Source organism: Paenisporosarcina sp. TG-14 (genome assembly GCF_000297555.1).
GTDB lineage: Bacteria > Bacillota > Bacilli > Bacillales_A > Planococcaceae > Paenisporosarcina > Paenisporosarcina antarctica.
The window spans coordinates 42,860-61,684 of record NZ_AMGD01000054.1 but is presented as its reverse complement, the minus strand read 5'-3'; the positions used below and the strand labels follow the sequence as shown (position 1 = coordinate 61,684).

The following is an 18,825-nucleotide window of genomic DNA, read 5'->3' as shown; positions in this document are numbered from 1 at the left end:
TGAGTTGACAATTTACATTTTATAACAAGACCATATTATCTACGCTTCATGTTTACCCATACAATGCTCACATTCATATAAATAAGATTCATGTTGCTCTTTAATTTCACTTCCGCATTCTCGACATTCTTTTTCCGGTAAGTTACGGTAAAATTCCAAAGTTTTCATTTTTATTACCCCCATTTATTTTTTTATTAAATTCATTGTACTATAACAGATTTTAAAAATCAATACTGTTATAAAATAAAATTTATATACTTTGTCAACAGATACTTTCACATACAAAAAAGTTGATAAATTTAGGGTTGTAATTATGACTCAAAACTTTTTTTAAAAGATAAAGGTTAACCACATAAAAGCATCGTAACAGGTTACGATGCTCGCATTTAGAATACGACATGACGTTCATACAGGAGTTATTTGATTTTTAATATTAGAAAAAGCACCCAAAAAACACCTCATGGTCTTCATCCCCTATCGTCGCTTGAATGAAATCAATGCAGAATTGTATAGGCTTCTTATACCTCTCGGATTTCCTTTTTAATTCGAACGATTTCTATTTATTTAATTTCATGATTTATTGCTCCTTTTGTATTGTTCGCCAGACGGTAAATATCCCAAAAGCAAAATACAATAATAAAAGGCATCCGTCGCTACCTTCCATTTAACTCATTGATTATGCAACCACTCTTTCCGGTTAAACCCCAAGATGAATAACACTTTTTGAGATAGTTCGTTCCAAATCAGCAACTTGAATAAACATAAATAGCCACTCCCTTTAGCTTTCGCATGAGAGAGTGACCCTTTTATGATATGAAATTAAATAGTTGGAATTCTCTAGTTTTCAACACTGGGTACTTTTTAAAAGATATGTTCCATTTGATCTTTATTATTTACTTGAAATTGTAGATATATATTTTCTAACTACTTCATAAACATATTCTTGATTTGCTGCTGCTGTATTTGGGTTGTATTTACCACCATTCACTTTATTATTAGATAGTACTCTAATACCCAGGAATGCTACATCATAAGCTTTGGCAATTTGTGCTCCTGCCGCACCTTCCATTTCTTCTACAGAGGTACCATATTTAGTATGGAACCAATTAATTCTATCCACTTCATTATTCCAAACGTCTGCAGAACCTATAGTACCCTCGACAATCTTACCCTTAGTGTATTTGTCTTTAACTGCATTGGCAGCTGCCAGTAACTCCTTATCACCCTCGTAGAAACGAGCTTTTTCAGCATTAGGATCTTCTCCTGCACTTCCTTCAGAAGCCATCAAATCCATAGGTTTCCATGTAGTTGGATCAATTCCTTCGTTCTCTCCCTTATCTCCTGTTTTTAAAGCACCCAGGTTTGTCGTTCTTTTTCCTAAAACAATATCAAATACGTTTAAATCTGTATCATGTCCGCCTGATGTTCCTTGGTTGATTATTGCTATAGGGTTATATCTTTCAATAGACACTGCTGTTGCAGCTGCTGTATTTTCCATTCCTTTGCCCGTTTTAGTAACTATTACGGGATAATTGTCTAAAGTTCCTATGTAAAATACAAAATCTCCTGATTTTTCTTCTTTAACATTCTCTAAGCCTTTGCGCAAATTCTTCAGCTTCTATAGGCATTGGACCTTGAACTATAATAGGCCTTTTAGTATTTTCTTTTACAGGTTCAGACTGTGAAGAAGAATTACATCCTGCAAATACCGATATTGACAGTACAGTAATAATTGCTAATGAAGCGAATTTTTTAAAGACTTTGTTTTTCATAAATAACACTCCTTAGTATAATCTGTTGGTTTATTGATGCTACACATTCTGTTGCTTCTTACTTTATAACCAGTTGCTCTCTTTCCCTTTTCCTCATTATTGTTTAATATACTCGTAGTTGAAGCTAATGCTAAATGATAAAATATTTCGGCTAAACAGCCAAACACGTTAACTCGTAGTCTAGTTAATGGCAAACAATTCATATTACCGAGTAAGAATAATAATATTTACAATAATTACTTTGATAATATAGCAAACTTATAATAGATAATTAATTAAAAATCGAATATTAATTAAAATATATTATATAATGTTCGCTTTTAAGATAAATAACAGTAATTAATCTATCGATTACCTCATTTACGTTCGGTTATATAGTAATTTAGTGCTATTCAATAAAATAATTTTATTAACCGTCATCGACTTTGTTAGGATAATTTGCTCTTCTCATTTGTACTCTATTGAAAATCCGCTTTCCATACTATCCACTTTCCCTTAAGTTAATCTATAAATGTTGTACAGCCAAAAGTAATAGCGCCTTCATGTGAAGCATAAATAAGTCAGTTCATTTTTTCATTAAACAAAAATCCATCTCCTGGTAGGCATTTATTCTGATTTCTCATATATTCAATTCAGTAACAATGCATAGGTTATTGACATAGCATTTCAGCGAAAATGCAAAAAATCGATTCTCCTTAATTTGAATGAGAGTCGATTTTTTGTTATCTAACACATCGGTCAGAACATAATTATTTAAAGTGTTTTAAAGCCTCACGTTTGCTTAAAGGTTTTAACTCATGTGATGTTACAAACTGTTGTACAAATGCTGCATTCGTTTTTGCATATTCTCTTAACACCCAACCAATTGCCTTTTGGATGAAGAATTCATTTGAATTCGTGTGTTTTAAAATAATTTCGATTAACATTTTTTCATTTGTGGCATCTTTATATTTTAACTGATGCAAAATTGCTGCACGATTTAACCACATATTTTAAGAGTTTGACCACTTTAGCATGACTTGCTCTCCGCTCTGACGGTCTTTTTTGAAGATATGTCCAACAATCGTCGGTGCGATGGAATCAACGCTATCCCACCACGATTTTACGACTATCAACTTCTCAATAAACACTAAATCATTAATGTTTAGGAATTCAATTTTTTTATTGAGTAAAGCAATCGCCGCGTATTGGTATTCGCGCTCTCGCAGTTGATAAATCTCCCATACCTCTTCAAGTAATTCAGGTTTCTCAGGTATTTCATGTTCAGAAAAAAATGTCTTTAGTATTTCCTTTCGTTCCGGGCTTTTAATCCCTAAAAACGGAAAATGATACTTTTTCATGGGTTCAGCTAGTTGTTCATTTCGATAATTTTCAAACATTTGAGTATATGTATGAAGACTCCATTGTTTTTTCACCTTAGAACACCTTCCATTAACTATTAATAACTCCCCATAAAAAAAGAAGATAGACTAGCTACCTTCTTTTTTGGGGTTAATCTTCATAAAAATTCAATGATATCGAATGCGAGGTTAAAAATAAAAACCGTATGAATCACCACAAACCACATTGCCTGTTTATTGAGCTTTTTCATCATGATTTGATCCACCTCAAACACTCCTTTTCAACAATTATACTACTCGAATTTTGAATTAGCAAAATATTTTTACAATTCTTTTTTAACATGATAAGAGGCAAGACTTCCTTAGTTATTTTAAGTTGTTTCTCATAATAAATGAATTTTCAGAAATTATAAATACAATTGATTATCCTAAAGAATTTTAACAATGTGGTTTGAACCTGATTAATTTAGGTTATCTATTAAGTAGGCAAGAAATAAACAATTATCGAACAGGAGATGACGAATATGGGATTCATTTTATATTTAATTATCGGAGGAATTATTGGTTGGTTAGCAGGTCTTATTTTAGGTAAAGACGTACCGGGCGGAATTATTGGTAACATTATTGCAGGTATTATTGGTGCTTGGATTGGCGGTATGTTGTTTAGCTTTGGACCAGTTATTGCAGATATTCAAATCATTCCAGCATTAATTGGTGCAATTATTTTAATCTTCATCGTTAGCTTAATTATGAAAGCTTTACGATAATATTGAATACGAAAAAGAGTCGTTCTAATTAGAACGACTCTTTTTTTATGGTGATGAAGCAGCAGCTTGTCCTTCTTTTTCGTGCTGTTCTTCGTATTTTTGATAATAATATAGAACTTCTTTCACATACTCATCGCTGTGATTGTACATAAATATGGCTTTTTCTATATCACCCTCAGCAGCTCCACTACTCGCTAAATAATTTGCCGCACTAAACATGGCATCTTCTAATTGATATGGATCTGCTTTTCCGTCTTGATTAGCATCTATACCATACCCTCCATATTTTGCAATAACATCTGGATTAGTTTTGTCTTCATCTGAAATTGCACCTTTACCTTTCCCTGAACAACTTGGATGCTGCCAACCAACGAATGTGCAAGGCATGAACTGCATATGTCCTTCTGCACCTACCGGCGATAGCAATGGATTCATGGTAGAGAATTTGGTTTCAATACGGTGATGTGCAGCTAGTAATGTCCATGGAATTTCATATTTTTTTGCAGCTTCTTTATAGATAGGTATATATTCTTCTGGAATGTCCATATCCAGCAGCTTTTTAGGTGTATCTTTTAAAGATTCTGTTAATGTATGAACTATAGGAAGTCTCTGAATATCGCCCCAGTAAACACTTGTTAAAACAAAAATTGTCATAGAGATTGGAACCATAAGAATGATCAATAAGCCTTTTGCTACTACGGATAATTGTTTCTTTTTTTTTCGTATTTTCATTTTGTCGCATCCTGTACCTGTTTTTTATTATTTTATCACAAATCCGATGAGTCAGTCACTTGATTTCATATAACCCCTTTGGTATGCCAAGTACTCTTTATTTAAAGAATAGATAAAGACACATGAAATTACTACGTGAAATAAAAAACTCGTATACAAAAAGAGCATCCTTTTGTACACTAATTATTTATAGGAGGCGAGAAAAATGTGGCAAGATTTTAAGGAATTTGCATTAAAAGGAAATGTTATCGATTTGGCACTTGCAGTTGTTATTGGAGCAGCTTTCGGTAAAATCATAACTTCCCTTGTAGCAGACATTATCACACCGTTAATCGGCATTTTAATGGGTGGAGTGAATTTCTCAGGTTTGGTATTTGAAGTTGGTAGCGCATCAGTAATGTATGGGAACTTTATACAATCAATCTTCGACTTTATCATTGTAGCTTTAGCTATCTTCATGGTTATTCGAATAATGGTGAAATTTCAACGCAAAAAAGAAGAATTAATTGAGGAAGGTCCAGCTATTGATGCAAAAGAAGCATTGCTTGTAGAAATTCGGGACTTATTAAAAAACCAGAAGACCTTATAGACAAAAAAAGAACGGCACTGTGCCCGTTCTTTTTAATTACCATGTTCAATTAAAGCTTTCATATCTGTAGCGATTTCTTCCTTCGGAACATCTAGATAGCCGTTATAGCTCTTTACAACAATCCCCTTTTGATCAACTAAATAATAACTTGTACCATGAATGACTTGATTTGATTTCGGGTCATCTTTCACAAGTGTTTTAAATGAATCACGCGCAAATTGTTCCATATATATAGGGTCATAACCTGTAAGTAATTCCCATTTAGATTCATCAGGTGGATTAAACTTCGCTAAAAATTCAGTCATGATTTCATGTGTATCCACTTTTGGATCTACGCTAAAAGCTACTATTTTATAATCCTCTACACCTAATTTAATTAATTCATCCTGCACCATGGTCATATTCATCGTCATCGGTGGGCATACCGTTTCACAATTAGTAAAGATAAATGTAGCCAACCACACTGTACCTTTTAACTTTTCTAAAGAAACTTCTTCGCCTCTTTGTGATTCATGTGAAAAGGAATCAACTTCCCATGCTGTTTCAGCTTTAAACTTAGATGAACTACATCCTGTTAACACGATTGCGCTCAACATGATGAGTGTAAATGCTTTTTTTAGTTTCGTCATAGGCTCTCCCCGCTTTCGCTCCTTTTATCTTAACGAATGAAATTTCCTAATACAAGGTGGCACACCCTTATGATTCTAACGAATTTGTGTCTACCAATTTTTCTAAAAAAACATTTATGAACAACGTAATAACTACTTCTTCTATTAATGTTATGGCTTTTTCCATACTTTTTCTCCTCCAAACTTAGAGAGAAATCAAAGAAATGATACATTAGACGTGTTTTTTGATGAAGAACCTTTTATAATAGAAGGATAGTGTATAAGAGGTGAGTATGTTGGATGGTTGGTTTTTATGGTTTATTGTATTTTGGGTCTTTGTAATGGGCGGGCTATTTGCCATTGGTGGCTATTTTATGTTCCGCAAGTTTTTAAAAGTGTTACCGAAAGACGATGGGAAATCGATGCTCGATTGGGAAGAATATTATGTAAATGAATCTCTTCATTTATGGGGAGATCAAGCAAAAGCATTATTGAACGAACTCGTAACTCCTGTTCCTGACTTGTTTCGCCCAGTTGCTAAACAAAAAATAGCAGGTAAAGTTGCTAAAATCGCATTAGAAGAACATGCAAAATCTATTGAGAACGATCATATTATTCGTGGCTATATTCAAGCAACCCCGAAGCGAGATCACAAATTTTTACGTAAAAAGTTAAAATCGATGGAAATTGATATGACGCCTTACGAACATTTATTTTAAAACTGAAAAGTGATGAAGCCAGACCATAAGAAAAAGCCGACCTATGAAGTAAAGGTCGGCTTTTGTTTGGAATTAGTCACAATCGTTTTTTCTAATTTTTTATATTGAACAAACATAGCAATACGCCATGGCACAATCATTCCGAAAGCGAGTATCCAAAACATACCGCTCAACTCTCCTATATGAATGGTTGAGCTTAAGATGATCTTTGCAATTAAACGTACAATCAACAATCCAACTAAAATAAAAACAAAGGCTTTTGATTGTTTCAAATAAATATCGCCATCTTTGACTTCAAATCTGGATGTCCAGATTAAGACGATTGAAAAAAAGAGTCCTACACTAAATGCTTCCACTATTTGAAGCGGAGCTACACGGAAATACTCAAATACAAACATCAAGGCACCCGTCGACATGAAAAGTGGTGGTAAAATAATTTTCTTAGCGCTAGCTGGCTTTTTTGCGGATCTCGCTCGCACTGTCATAACAAGTGTACCCATAACGATTGCTACAATTGTCGATCCAATTACTAACCACTGCGAAGGAATTTGTTCAAACATCTTATTCCTCCCACTTTTTTAATTCTTGTAGTTTTTTAATTACATCCTGTACAGGAACAAATCGAGCAAAACGAACGAATTCTTTACCTTCACGCATCAATATGACAACAGGTGCGGTGAATAAGCTGAGTTGCCCTGCTAGTTCAGGTACTTCTGCTATATTGGCAACATAAAACGGAACAGATGTATCGTTTTCAAGCACTTTAATTTGCGGGTATAAACCTTCGCACACCGAACAATTTGTCGTTTTTACAAATAACAAGAGGTGTTTCTTATGTTGAGAGATTTCTTGCCATTGCTCGTACGTTGTTATAGATTTCATCTTCAACACTCCACCTCTCCCTCATTACAGTGTACCTGTTAAAACCCTTGGAAGTCACCAAAAATCGGACTTAAAATGCGAATGATATACACCATGCCATCAAAGAACAATAAAATACCGACCGCAATCATTATAATACCGCCAATTTTAACGATTTTCGCATTATGTTTTCGAATCCAGCTAAGACGCGTAATGAATAGAGACAACACGAAGAATGGTATAGCAAATCCAAGAACATACGCCAACATATACCATACACCTGAACCTGGATTAGCCGATGCTAATACAAAAACAGATGCTAAAATAGGACCTGTGCACGGTTGCCATCCTGCAGCAAACGCCATTCCGATCAATACTGTTCCAAAATAGCCTGCTGGTCTGTTTTTAAAATGAATTTTTCGGTCTTTCATCAAAAATGCAGGAGTGAACACACCAATGACAATTAGTCCAAATATGACGATAAAAATGGCACCGACTTGGCGAATTAAATCTTGATTTTGTTGGAATAAGGTATAAAATAAACTCGTGCTAAACCCAAGAGCAATAAAGATGATTGAAAAGCCCAGTAGGAAAAATAGTGTATGAATCATTCCCCGTTTTTGCATTACACCGCGATCCGTTTTCAATTCGTCTAACGTCATGCCCGTAATATAAGAAAGAAATGCTGGATACAAAGGTAAAGTACACGGTGATATGAAGCTTAGAAAGCCTGCTCCAAATGCCAATAATAAATTGATGTCTGTCGTCATTTAGTTCGCTCCTTTATTACTCTTCTAATATCGTAACAAATTATTTGTCTAAAGACTTCATTATTGCTTGTGACATTTTTTTGTCTAAACAAAAGAGGACACAAATGTGCCCTCTTTTTTATCTTATATAGTTTCTTCCACAATTCCATTTTGCAGTAAATACATTTTGTGATAGAGACCTTTGCTTGCGAGTAACTGTTGATGATTGCCTCTTTCGACTACTTCACCTTGATGAAGAACAAGAATTAATTCAGCATCTTGAATTGTGCTTAATCGGTGCGCAATCGCTATTGTTGTTCGCCCCTGGCGCATTTTTTCTAAACTTCTTTGAATGGCAACTTCTGTTTCTGTATCAATATTTGCGGTCGCTTCATCTAGCACCAAAATTTTAGGATCTGTTGCCATCGTGCGTGCGAATGCGACGAGCTGACGTTGACCACTTGAAAATGTCGAGCCACGCTCTGTTACTTTTTGTTTATAGCCATCTGGCAACTGATTAATAAATACATCCGCTTGCACGAATTCAGCTGCAGCTCGTACTTCTTCGTCTGTCATAGCTTGATTGTGCAACCGAATATTGCTTTCTATGTTACCGAAGAATAAGAATGGGTCTTGAAGAACGAGTCCCATTGTTTCGCGTAACTCTTGTGATTTGAAATCTTTAACTGACTGTCCATCTATCAAAATATCACCTTGTTCGAATTCATAAAAACGCATCAATAAATTGATAATGGAACTTTTCCCGCTTCCCGTATGGCCGACCAGTGCTACTGTCTCCCCGGGGTTCGCAGTAAAGGAAATGTTTTTTAGGACATCCGTTTGTCCGTCATATGAAAATCTCACATTATTGAATTCAATTTTACCAGCCCCAATTTTTGCATTTGTATTGGCTTGAGTAGGCACTAGTTCCTCTTCATCTAGCAATTTGAAGACACGTGAAGCCGCAACAATGGCTTGTTGGAAGATAGATAAACGCTGCATCACTTGGTTAATTGGTTCAAAGAAACGATCAATATACGTCACAAAGGCATAAATTACACCCACTTCAATTGTATTACTGAAGGAGGTAATGCCGAAATAGCTTAATAGCATAATAAGTGCGAGCGCATACACCAAATCAATTGCGGGTCTTAGCAGCAAACTATCCATTTTAATATTGCGCTTACCTGCTTTCCAGTGTTGCTCGTTTATGTCATTAAACTCATCTTTTAAACGTGGCTCTTGACGGAATGCTTGAATCATGGACATTCCTTGTAAAGATTCCGCCAGTTTTGCATTTAATTGACTCAATCGTTCACGTAAATCTTGATAAAATACCGAGCTATAACGGCGGTATGTACGAATGATTAAAAATAGTATAGGCAATAGCAACAGTGTGACCAATGCTAATTTTGCATTTAATATAAACATGGCAATATACACACCTACAACTAAAAATGCGCTCTGTACAAAGCCAACCAGTACACTGACGAACATATCTTTAATTGCTTCTGTATCATTCGTTACGCGAGATACGATACTGCCAGCAGGCGTTTTGTCAAAATAACGCAGCCCTAGGTTTTGTACTTTGGTAAAGACATCAATGCGCATTTGCTGAATGATTTTTAGTGCAATTTCTTGAAATTTCAGCAATTGGAAATAACTAATAAAAATATTGGATATTTGTATAAATATATATGCGCTTGCCAGTCCGACAAGTGGCCCTGTTGGAAAATTTCCAACGATTAAATAATCATCGATAAACGTTTTGATTAGGATAGGTCCAACTACGTCTCCAATAACGGTAAGTCCCAGTAAGAATAAGGCGAATGCTATGACTTTTTTGTGTGGCTTCAAATATGAAATAAGTCTTTTTAATATGATGCTTTGGTCTTTGTTGGTAAGTTTCGGCTGTTGGTCCATTACGCCTCACCTCCCATTTCGACGAGCGCTTCTAGTTGTTGTAATTGATACATTTCGTAGTAACGTCCTTGTCGCTCCATAAGTTCTTCATGTGAACCTTTTTCAACAATGGTTCCTTCATGCAAAACGATGATTTGATGCGCATGTTGAATAGCACTTAATCGATGTGCCGTAATAATAGTGGTCTCATCAATACGAGACGCTTTCAATGACTCGAGTATCGCTTCTTCTGTTCGAGCATCAACAGCAGATAGTGAATCGTCTAAAATTAACAATTCCGGTTTCATCATTAATGCACGAGCAATCGCAATTCGCTGCTTTTGACCGCCTGATAAGGACACCCCTCGTTCACCAACAATCGTGTCATAACCACTTGTGAATTTTAAAATATCCTCATGAATATGTGCAAGACGAGATGCTTTATAGACATCTTCCAGTGGAGCACTGGTATTCGTAAAAGCAATGTTTCCAGCCACTGTAGTTGAAAATAAGAAGTGATCTTGTGGTACGTACCCAATAGCTGAACGTAGACGTTCTTTTTTGTAGGCATTTATTGAATAACCACCGTATGTAATAGTCCCGTCATACCCTTCAAATTCACGTAGTAACAACTTTAATATAGCGGTTTTCCCAGAACCCGTCTTTCCAACAATTCCTAAGGTTTCACCGCGTTTTAATGTGAAGTGAACATTGTTAAGTGCGTTACGCTCATCGTCTGGGAACTTAAACTCATCGATATGAACGTCTAAATCACCTTGTGCTTTTACGTCAAGTGCATGTTCCGCGTCATCAATATCGACTGGTTCAGCGAGTAGCGTCCGAATCCGGTCGTAAGAAGCTCGACCACGCTCGACAATGTTAAACAGCCATCCAAAGGCCAGCATCGGCCAGACGAGTAATCCTAAATAGGCTGTAAACGCAATTAAATCACCAATTGTCATATCTCCAGCAATAATGAATCTTGCACCAAACACAATTGATAAGAAAAATGAAACACCGACAATTGCAGAAATAGTGGGATCAAATAACGAATCAACTTTCGCTACATGAATATTCTTTTCTACCACGTCATCCGATAACTTTACAAAGTCTTGGATATCTTCTTTTTCCTGGCCAAACGTTTTGATGACCTTTATTCCCGAAATACTTTCTTGTGTCTTGTCGTTTAAGTTCGAGAATGCTTCTTGGGCAAAGTGGAAGCGATTGTGTAATTGTTTACCGTAGTAATTCGTTAAATATGCCATAATCGGCATTGGAATAAGGGCAATAAGCGTTAATTTCCAGTCTATGGTAATCGCCATTGCTGCAATGACAAAACTGCCTGTAGTCACTGAATCGACAAGCGTTAAGACACCCGCTCCCGCTGTTTGTTGAACTGCTGATAAATCATTGGTTGCATGTGCCATTAAATCCCCAACACGTCGCTTTTGATAAAAGCGCGGTGACATGCGAGTAAAGTGACGAAATAAACGCTCGCGCAATTGTCGTGCGAGCAAAATTGCTGAGCCGAAAATTAACATTCTCCAGTAATAGCGAATGGTATACATGGCAAGTGCCGCACCAGCAAGCAACAGCAACACTTTAAAAAGCGTTTCGCTCGTTAAGGTACCTAGTCGAATTTCATCGACCACGTAACCAATTATTTTAGGTGGCAGCAATTGCAATAATGCAACAACCATCAGCATGATGATACCGAAGATATACTGTTTCTTTCTCTCTTTAAAAAACCACCCTAAATCCAAAAACACTTTCACGCATGTATCCCCCGATTTCTTTTTTAGCCTTTTTTAGTTTAGCAAATGTTCGGAATTTAGTGAAGATACAAAATGTTATTCGGGTTGTGAAATAGTTTGAATATCTTGAAAAGGAATCCATATCGTCAATTCTTTTTCCGTCACTAGTTTGAATACCCTTCGATTTAAATCGATGTGATGAATTATTCCAAGAGCATCTTGAGCTCCTCGTCCTTCGTATTCTGTAAATCGTATACGAATCAGCGTACCGGCAGCCATTGATTCAGAAATCGTGTAATGCCATTCTTCTAATTGTTGTTCATCTACTTCAACAGCTTTCACGCGTCCTTCCTCTTGTTGCCACTCTCTTAACATCTTCACATGCTCCGGTAGCATCATTGCGGTCCATTTAATACGTCCACGGTCGCGTAACATATATCATTCCTCCTTTTTTATTAGGCTTTGTGTCCCCCAATTAATTTTGAGCGAGCTCGAGCGGTTCCCGCTTCTGTATAGGAAACGGCGCGTAGTAACGCCGCTGAGCCATACTTACTGCGAATTTGATCCATAGCGGAACCAAGCTTGCGTTTGCGCCACTTTTCCGCCTCGAATAGGCTGAGTTGCATAGAATGCTCAGATTCTAAATTCGATAAGGTCACAGACAAACGCCTCACAGGCCGATCATCAAAATGTTCATGTAACAATTTCACGCATATATTATAAATTTTCATCGTGTCGTTTGTAGCTTCTTCCATGGAATGACTACGATGGAACCCTCCCCCAAAAGCATTCTTGCTATACTCGACTCCGAGATGAACGGTACGACCTACTTTCCCCGCTTCGCGCGTACGTCTCGCCACGTCTTCTGTCATTTCAAGTACAACCGCCAGAATATCTTCCAGTTTGCAGTAATCACGGAATAGAACCTGTCCTTTACCGTAACTAATTTGACCTTCCACGATGGGAGCACCAAGTTCGGATAAATCAATTCCCCACGCGTGGTGATACAATTGGTTCCCCATCACGCCAAACTTCGATTCAAGTGTCGCTAACTCCGTTTTTGCCAAATCACCAACTGAAAAAATCCCCATGGCATTTAAGTTTTTTTCCATTCGAGGTCCGATGCCCCACATTTCACTAAGAGGTGATATTGGCCATAACTTAGTTGGCACATCTTCATAGGTCCACCGAGCAAATCCTGTTTTTTTTGCATCTAAATCAAGCGCTAATTTCGACATTAACATATTCGGTCCCATGCCCATCGCAGAAGGTAATTGAAACTGCTCCAGCAAATCGTCCTGAATGCGCTGAATGGTTTGCTCAATAGGTCCCCACAGCCGCTCCGTTCCTGCTAAATCGATAAAACTTTCATCCACACTGTAAACGTGAATCGATTCCTTCGGCACATACTCACTAAGCAATCGGGTAATTTCCATCGATACCCGTACAAAAAAACCCATTTTCGGTTCAATTAATCGAATGTCCGGATGATCAGGTATTTCAAATAAGCGTGTGCCTGTTTTCACACCAAATTCTTTTTTTAATGGGGGTGAAGCCGCTAAAACGATACTTCCTCGCTGTTCTAGATTCCCAATAATCGCAATCGGGGTTTTCATCACGTCAAGACCTTCATCGGCTGCCGCACAGCTAGCATAAAAGCTTCGCATATCGAGACAGATAATTTTTCGATCTGGGTATTGTTCATACATGATGCCATCCTCCTCCAAAACGAACAAATGTTCTTTCTACAAGTATACACCGAACGAACGTTCTTAATCAATGGATGGTAAATATTTTCAATTTGCTATATTTTCTATGAGGAGTCCCGATATGCTACAAAGTTAATCGCGCTTTACTAGCATTTCTACTGATAAAAAGATGTACCATTTCTAATGAACATAAATTCCTCCCCTGATTTCCCTTGCCCGAAGCCACTGGTGATAAGATATCAAAAATACCTGACTCAATTTAATCCACAACAAAAAAGTATTCGAGACTTATCGAATACTTTTATATTTATATGAGTCTTTCACCTGAAATGGACCGTGCTGCATGAATTCCGCTTGTTGCAGACCCAATCGTGCCTCCACCTGGGAAAATATGATCGCCACATACATAAAAATTCGGAAGTCCTGACCGATGAGAGATGGAATTAAATAAAGAAGACTTCAGCGTTTGAGGAAATCCACCGACATGGCCGTTTGGTCGACCCGTGAAGCGCTCCCAGCCCTTTGGTGCGCCAGTTTCAAAATGAACAATTGATTCCCGAAAATGTGGAACCACTTTTTCTATCGCTTGGAGCATGCGTTCGCTTAACTCGTCTCGGACCGCATCATACTTTTCTTTTGTGTCCCAACGATGTGCCTCTGAGTGGGTAGAAATGGTGATTGTTTGAATGCCATCAGGTGCTCGAAGGATGTCTTCAGGCTTAGAGGCTGACATGAAAAAATGTCCTCCTTCTGCAAGACCCTGTGCACTATCTAATGAAATTTGCCGAAAGGATGGGAGTGGTGATTGAAGCTTTCTCCAGTTGACAGCAATGTATAGCGTCAAAGTCGTCCATGTTGGTGTAGTAATCCCTTCACGCAAGGGTTTCATTAACTGTATGAGCAAATTAGGCGAAAGGATATTTGGCAATTGGTGAATTGGAACATTTAAAATTACGTGTGTTGCTTCATATGTATTGCCTCGATGATCGGTTGCTTGCCACATGTCATTAATCCGCTCAAGCATCGAAACTGTCCGTCGCTTTCTAAGGATGCCGCCATTTTCTACTAAGCTTTCTCCCATTCTTTCAGCAAATTGGTATACACCGCCTGGTACGTAATAAGCCCCTTCGTGATATATATCAAGTGCGACAGCTGCGAGTAGATAGGACACATCCTCACTCCCCGTTTGCATACTATCAATTAACAATCCATCAATCATCTGTCGAAACTCCTGAACATCTTGAAGCCCATGCACACGAAGGCACTTATCGAGTGTTTGATTAAAATATGGCAGTAATCGAATGTGCTTTGGTTGCAAAGAGCCAAGTAAGTAAAGCCATTCTTTCGCTGTGGTCGGAGGAAGTACTGGCAAGCGATCCATTAAAGTGCGAACAATACGAGCGGTTTGATAAATTTCGTGATAGAAGGATTTAATGCCAGCTGTAAACTGCGGGAAGTGCTGTACCATATGGTGAACATGCTGCGCTCGATCTTTATAAAAAGTGAACGTGTCATGTGGATGCACCATTTGCATGACACGCTCGAGTGGTTCTATGGAAAGAGGCTTTTGCAAAAAACGGAAAACGCGTTCGTGAATTCCACCTTCCTCAAGCCCCATGCCAAGAGTGGCCCCTACAGGAAACACATAATTATGTCGTTTGAATTTACCTGCACATCCGCCTAGTTCTGACGACGATTCAAGAAGTGTCACTTTTGCACCATGTTTAGCTAATAGAGAAGCAGCAGTTAATCCACCAATCCCCGCACCTACAACGAGTACGTTTTTGTCCATTGTCCATCCCTCCTTTACTCCATTATGCGAAATAAGAGAGGCAATACACAACTTTCAATCGGCACAGAGACCGTTAAGACACTTCGAATCTAGTTAAGTGTCTTTTATTTGTTCTTTTAATATTCCTTTTAAAGTCTGAGCGTTATTTTTTGTTAATGTTCCAAAGGTGTCTTCATCCCGATTAATCATTGCTGTTTCATTATTTGATTGAACTAAATGGAATATTTGAATGTATAAACCTATATACATATGCCAGAGCTAGACATAATTGAATTAATGGAGGCGTATTCTGATAATAATGCTTTCCACTAAGAGAAGAGGTCTAGTCATTTTACTGACCCCCCCAAAAAGTCCACTACAGCACTGTTCTCCTACCAATTTAACTTAGGAAAACAGTGCTGTTCGGGAACATAATTTTTTTATGTGGAGGTGTGTTTTTTTGAAAAAAATTTTAATTAGTTTTAGCTTTTTCTGTTTTTAGGTTTATTCTTTGTTCTAATTTACTCCCTAGAATGGCTAGATCATAAACAATTATCTAAAGAAGAAACAATAGTAGAGAATGACCTATTGGCATTTTTAAACATAATAATAGTAGAAGAATTGAGAGACATCGATGAAGTAAAAGATATAAAATACGATAATAAGTCGATTATTATTAATACCTCAATCAATAGTTTAGATACAAAAAAGCAGATTGAAATAACAGATCAGATATATTCGGAACTTAAAATAATGAATAAACAAAATGGAATTGATGAAGTAATAAATTATACAGTACTATTGAAAACTGAAAATGGAATAGTTGTTGGTGAAATAAAGTTTGGTGATTATCTCCCATATTAAGTAAAATTGAATGGTTTGACCGGATTCTGAAAATCGTCATGAAGTGAAAAAGTGCGGAAACCATGTAATTACTTATTATTGATTTTGCAGAATCGTTAATTTTCGAAACCATTCTTCATCGTGCATGGCTAGAGCTAAATCAATCAGCATATCGATATCTTGTGATTTTACATCACTAGGTAAAGGGGTTATACAATTATTTGGATAAGACTTAAAAAAACGTTTGTACAGCTTGCCAGGAGTATAATTCAATCCAAATAATTCAACAATCGAAATATCGTGATAAGCTTCTGAGATGATTCCTTTGAATTTCTGTCCATCCGTAGTGGTGACTTCCACCCATTGTTCTTTTTGAGGTAATTCAGTTTTAAATTGTGACTGGATCAATTCACCTGAAGCAAGGTCCGAGCTGTGAAATCCGTTCATATGGTCTATCATTTTTTTTTTACTGCCACAAAATACTCCACAAATTGGGCACCGTGATAATTCCATTTTCCCACTCCCTTCTACTGCAAAATAGGTTCGAACTATGCATTAAGCAAATATTCAACTTCTTTTGCATATTCGTATTATTTCCATTAATTTTTCATTGTATTCCAATTTTGTTCAATCCGACCTCCATATCCATTGTTGTTTTCAAAATTATCATCCTCGTGAATCAAGTCTTTTTATACTGTGACAAATTTAAAGTGGAATTTTGATTCTTTATATATGGAATTGAACTAGAAACATGAAGGTTTCAGCATACAAAATAAGATTCAGGAGATTATAAGATGAATGTTTCGAGTAAAAGGAGCAGAAAATAATGCATATCTTTAACAGGTCAATTAAATAGAAAATCCACCCAATCTCGAAAAATCGAGATTGGGTGGATTTGGTAAACTAAGTGTACTTTTTCAGTGGCCTACCTGTAGTAGCGGCTGGTTTTTTAATCTTAACTTCATTTTAGTTGATTAATAAATGGGCCATAGTCACGACGGGTATGTTGTACCGATAACCATTTTAACGTAGTAAATTCTTCGAGTACCCATTCACCATTGAAGCGGCCAAGACCAGAATCTTTTTCACCGCCAAAAGGCATATGGGCTTCATCGTTTACGGATTGATCATTCACATGAATCATTCCTGTGTGTATTTTATGTGCAATCGCTGTTCCTCGCTCAATATTAGAAGAGTGAACAGCTCCGCTTAAACCAAATGGGTAAACATTGGCCATTTCAATTACTTCTTCTTCACTTTCAAACGGAATAAGGATGGCAACTGGACCGAAAATTTCATTTTCTGCAATAGACATTGTATTCGTAACATTAGTTAAAACAGTAGGGGCTAATAGATTACCCTCAGCTGTTCCACCTAGACGAATCTTAGCTCCTTGTTCAACACTTGTTTTTAAGTCGCTTAAAATACGCTCAACTTGGTCGCGATTAATTAGGGGGCCAACGTTCGTATCTTTGTCGGCAGGATTGCCGTATTTAAGGTTTTTAGCCATTTTAATAAATAACTCAGCAAACTCATCATAAACTTTTTTGTGAACAAAGATCCGATTAATGGACATGCAGATTTGACCTTGATGATAGAACTTACCAAACAAAGCTGATTCAACAGCTTGCTGAATATTTGCATCATCCATAACGATAAAGACGTTATTTCCGCCCAGCTCGAGAGCTGTTTTTTTCAGCCCTTTTCCAGCGAGTTCTCCGATATGTCTACCTACATCAGTTGAACCAGTAAACGAAATTAGGCGAGGCGTTTTGTGAGTGACAATTTCATCACCAATCTCAGAGCCACGTCCCACAATGACATTCAACAACCCTTTTGGCAGACCCGCTGCTTCAAAAATGCTAGCGAATAACAAACCGCCTGTAACAGGTGTATCCGTGGCTGGTTTAATAACTACTGCATTTCCTGTAGCTATAGCAGGAGCTATCGAGCGAATGGCTAAGTGGAAAGGGAAGTTCCAAGGACTAATAATTCCAATGACACCTAAGGGATTGCGATACACTCGGTTTTCTTTGCCAAGTGTTTGAGAAGGCAGGATTTTTCCTTCCATGCGGAAAGGATAGGTCGTTGCTTCTTTTAAAATATTAATCGAGGCTCCGAATTCAGCACTTGCTTTCATAAAGGTACTACCCGCCTCTTTAATTAACCATTCAATAATCAGCTCTTTATTTTCTTGCATGACAACATGCGCATTTTCCAATATTGCACGTTTATTCTGAGGGAGTTCTTTTGCCCACTCTTCCTGTGCTAACTGAGCAGCTTTGTAAGCTGAGTCTAAGTCTTCTTTATTGGCAGACTGTATTGTAAAAAGCTCTTCTCCATTAAAAGGGTTTACATTGATTATTGATTTTTCACTATTTCCGTTCAACCATTTTCCATCTATATATATACGGGTAAAGTCAGTTTGCATTATTTTTCTCTCCTTTATTATAAACATTGCTATTATTAAGTTACTTAGGAATTAGTTGCCGATGTTTGATAATGTCAGTTCCTAGACATTATGCAAAAGGGTTTATAAATTTTTAGTACCTTACACTTTACCCGTGGGTTATTAAAATAAACTAATGGAAGCACATTCAGATTGAGTCAAGGGTTTTACTGCTTCCGGTGAAGGTCCCTATTTCTGTTTGGCACATGATGAACAACGGGTTGATTGGAGTGAAAGGGCGGCGAGAAAACATGTGCTCC

Annotated in this window: 17 protein-coding genes and 2 pseudogenes; 4 read left to right on the top strand and 15 right to left on the bottom strand. The window is 37.1% G+C overall.

What is annotated here, in order from left to right:
* Positions 1-39 precede the first annotated feature (39 nt).
* The 3 genes and pseudogenes from yhfH to C406_RS20540 form a co-directional block, all read right to left on the bottom strand.
* Complete coding sequence (gene yhfH, locus C406_RS20290) at positions 40-168, bottom strand: protein YhfH (protein WP_017381381.1); 129 nt, start codon at positions 166-168, stop codon at positions 40-42.
* Positions 169-889: 721 nt separating this feature from the next.
* A pseudogene (locus tag C406_RS19645) lies at positions 890-1,772 on the bottom strand (5'-methylthioadenosine/S-adenosylhomocysteine nucleosidase).
* 749 nt (positions 1,773-2,521) lie between these two features.
* Positions 2,522-3,151, bottom strand: a pseudogene (locus C406_RS20540) (DNA alkylation repair protein).
* 485 nt (positions 3,152-3,636) lie between these two features.
* On the opposite strand from C406_RS20540, the gene C406_RS0114520 reads away from it, so the two are divergent.
* A complete protein-coding gene (locus tag C406_RS0114520; protein WP_017381377.1) occupies positions 3,637-3,879 on the top strand; it encodes a GlsB/YeaQ/YmgE family stress response membrane protein in 243 nt (80 codons plus the stop codon).
* Positions 3,880-3,924: 45 nt separating this feature from the next.
* Here C406_RS0114520 and C406_RS0114515 read toward each other — a convergent pair whose 3' ends face one another.
* Positions 3,925-4,611 carry a lytic transglycosylase domain-containing protein gene (locus tag C406_RS0114515; RefSeq protein ID WP_017381376.1) on the bottom strand — a complete coding sequence of 229 codons (687 nt, stop codon included), beginning with the start codon at positions 4,609-4,611 and terminating at the stop codon, positions 3,925-3,927.
* A 205-nt stretch (positions 4,612-4,816) separates the two neighbouring features.
* Between C406_RS0114515 and mscL the strand changes: the two genes are divergently transcribed.
* Entirely contained in the window at positions 4,817-5,200 is a 384-nt protein-coding gene (gene mscL / locus C406_RS0114510) for a large conductance mechanosensitive channel protein MscL (protein ID WP_017381375.1), read from the top strand.
* A 32-nt stretch (positions 5,201-5,232) separates the two neighbouring features.
* Here mscL and C406_RS0114505 read toward each other — a convergent pair whose 3' ends face one another.
* Complete coding sequence (locus tag C406_RS0114505) at positions 5,233-5,829, bottom strand: SCO family protein (RefSeq protein ID WP_017381374.1); 597 nt, start codon at positions 5,827-5,829, stop codon at positions 5,233-5,235.
* Positions 5,830-6,101: 272 nt separating this feature from the next.
* On the opposite strand from C406_RS0114505, the gene C406_RS0114495 reads away from it, so the two are divergent.
* Positions 6,102-6,527, top strand: coding sequence for a DUF2621 domain-containing protein (locus tag C406_RS0114495; RefSeq protein ID WP_017381372.1), 426 nt, complete (start codon positions 6,102-6,104; stop codon positions 6,525-6,527).
* A gap of 41 nt (positions 6,528-6,568) precedes the next feature.
* Here C406_RS0114495 and C406_RS0114490 read toward each other — a convergent pair whose 3' ends face one another.
* The 8 genes from C406_RS0114490 to C406_RS0114455 form a co-directional block, all read right to left on the bottom strand.
* Positions 6,569-7,087: a CcdC family protein gene (locus C406_RS0114490; protein WP_017381371.1), complete on the bottom strand. Its 519-nt coding sequence runs from the start codon at positions 7,085-7,087 to the stop codon at positions 6,569-6,571.
* A 1-nt stretch (position 7,088) separates the two neighbouring features.
* Positions 7,089-7,409 carry a thioredoxin family protein gene (locus C406_RS0114485; protein WP_017381370.1) on the bottom strand — a complete coding sequence of 107 codons (321 nt, stop codon included), beginning with the start codon at positions 7,407-7,409 and terminating at the stop codon, positions 7,089-7,091.
* A 38-nt stretch (positions 7,410-7,447) separates the two neighbouring features.
* Positions 7,448-8,158, bottom strand: coding sequence for a cytochrome c biogenesis CcdA family protein (locus C406_RS0114480; protein WP_017381369.1), 711 nt, complete (start codon positions 8,156-8,158; stop codon positions 7,448-7,450).
* Positions 8,159-8,281: 123 nt separating this feature from the next.
* Positions 8,282-10,060 carry an ABC transporter ATP-binding protein gene (locus tag C406_RS0114475; protein ID WP_017381368.1) on the bottom strand — a complete coding sequence of 593 codons (1,779 nt, stop codon included), beginning with the start codon at positions 10,058-10,060 and terminating at the stop codon, positions 8,282-8,284.
* Positions 10,060-11,814 carry an ABC transporter transmembrane domain-containing protein gene (locus C406_RS0114470; RefSeq protein ID WP_017381367.1) on the bottom strand — a complete coding sequence of 585 codons (1,755 nt, stop codon included), beginning with the start codon at positions 11,812-11,814 and terminating at the stop codon, positions 10,060-10,062. The genes C406_RS0114475 and C406_RS0114470 overlap by 1 nt, the downstream gene beginning before the upstream one ends.
* Positions 11,815-11,889: 75 nt before the next feature.
* Positions 11,890-12,228: a YolD-like family protein gene (locus C406_RS0114465; protein WP_017381366.1), complete on the bottom strand. Its 339-nt coding sequence runs from the start codon at positions 12,226-12,228 to the stop codon at positions 11,890-11,892.
* Between the two features lie 20 nt (positions 12,229-12,248).
* The gene (locus tag C406_RS0114460) at positions 12,249-13,502 is read right to left on the bottom strand and encodes a Y-family DNA polymerase (protein WP_017381365.1); all 1,254 of its coding nucleotides are present in this window, start codon (positions 13,500-13,502) and stop codon (positions 12,249-12,251) included.
* A 307-nt stretch (positions 13,503-13,809) separates the two neighbouring features.
* On the bottom strand, positions 13,810-15,294 hold the full coding sequence (locus tag C406_RS0114455) for a phytoene desaturase family protein (RefSeq protein WP_017381364.1): 1,485 nt from the start codon (positions 15,292-15,294) through the stop codon (positions 13,810-13,812).
* 567 nt (positions 15,295-15,861) lie between these two features.
* Here C406_RS0114455 and C406_RS0114450 point away from each other — a divergent pair.
* A complete protein-coding gene (locus C406_RS0114450) occupies positions 15,862-16,137 on the top strand; it encodes a hypothetical protein (protein ID WP_017381363.1) in 276 nt (91 codons plus the stop codon).
* 75 nt (positions 16,138-16,212) lie between these two features.
* Here C406_RS0114450 and C406_RS0114445 read toward each other — a convergent pair whose 3' ends face one another.
* Both C406_RS0114445 and C406_RS0114440 read right to left on the bottom strand, forming a co-directional pair.
* The gene (locus C406_RS0114445) at positions 16,213-16,629 is read right to left on the bottom strand and encodes an IDEAL domain-containing protein (RefSeq protein WP_017381362.1); all 417 of its coding nucleotides are present in this window, start codon (positions 16,627-16,629) and stop codon (positions 16,213-16,215) included.
* A 448-nt stretch (positions 16,630-17,077) separates the two neighbouring features.
* On the bottom strand, positions 17,078-18,547 hold the full coding sequence (locus tag C406_RS0114440) for an aldehyde dehydrogenase family protein (RefSeq protein ID WP_017381361.1): 1,470 nt from the start codon (positions 18,545-18,547) through the stop codon (positions 17,078-17,080).
* Positions 18,548-18,825 lie beyond the last annotated feature (278 nt).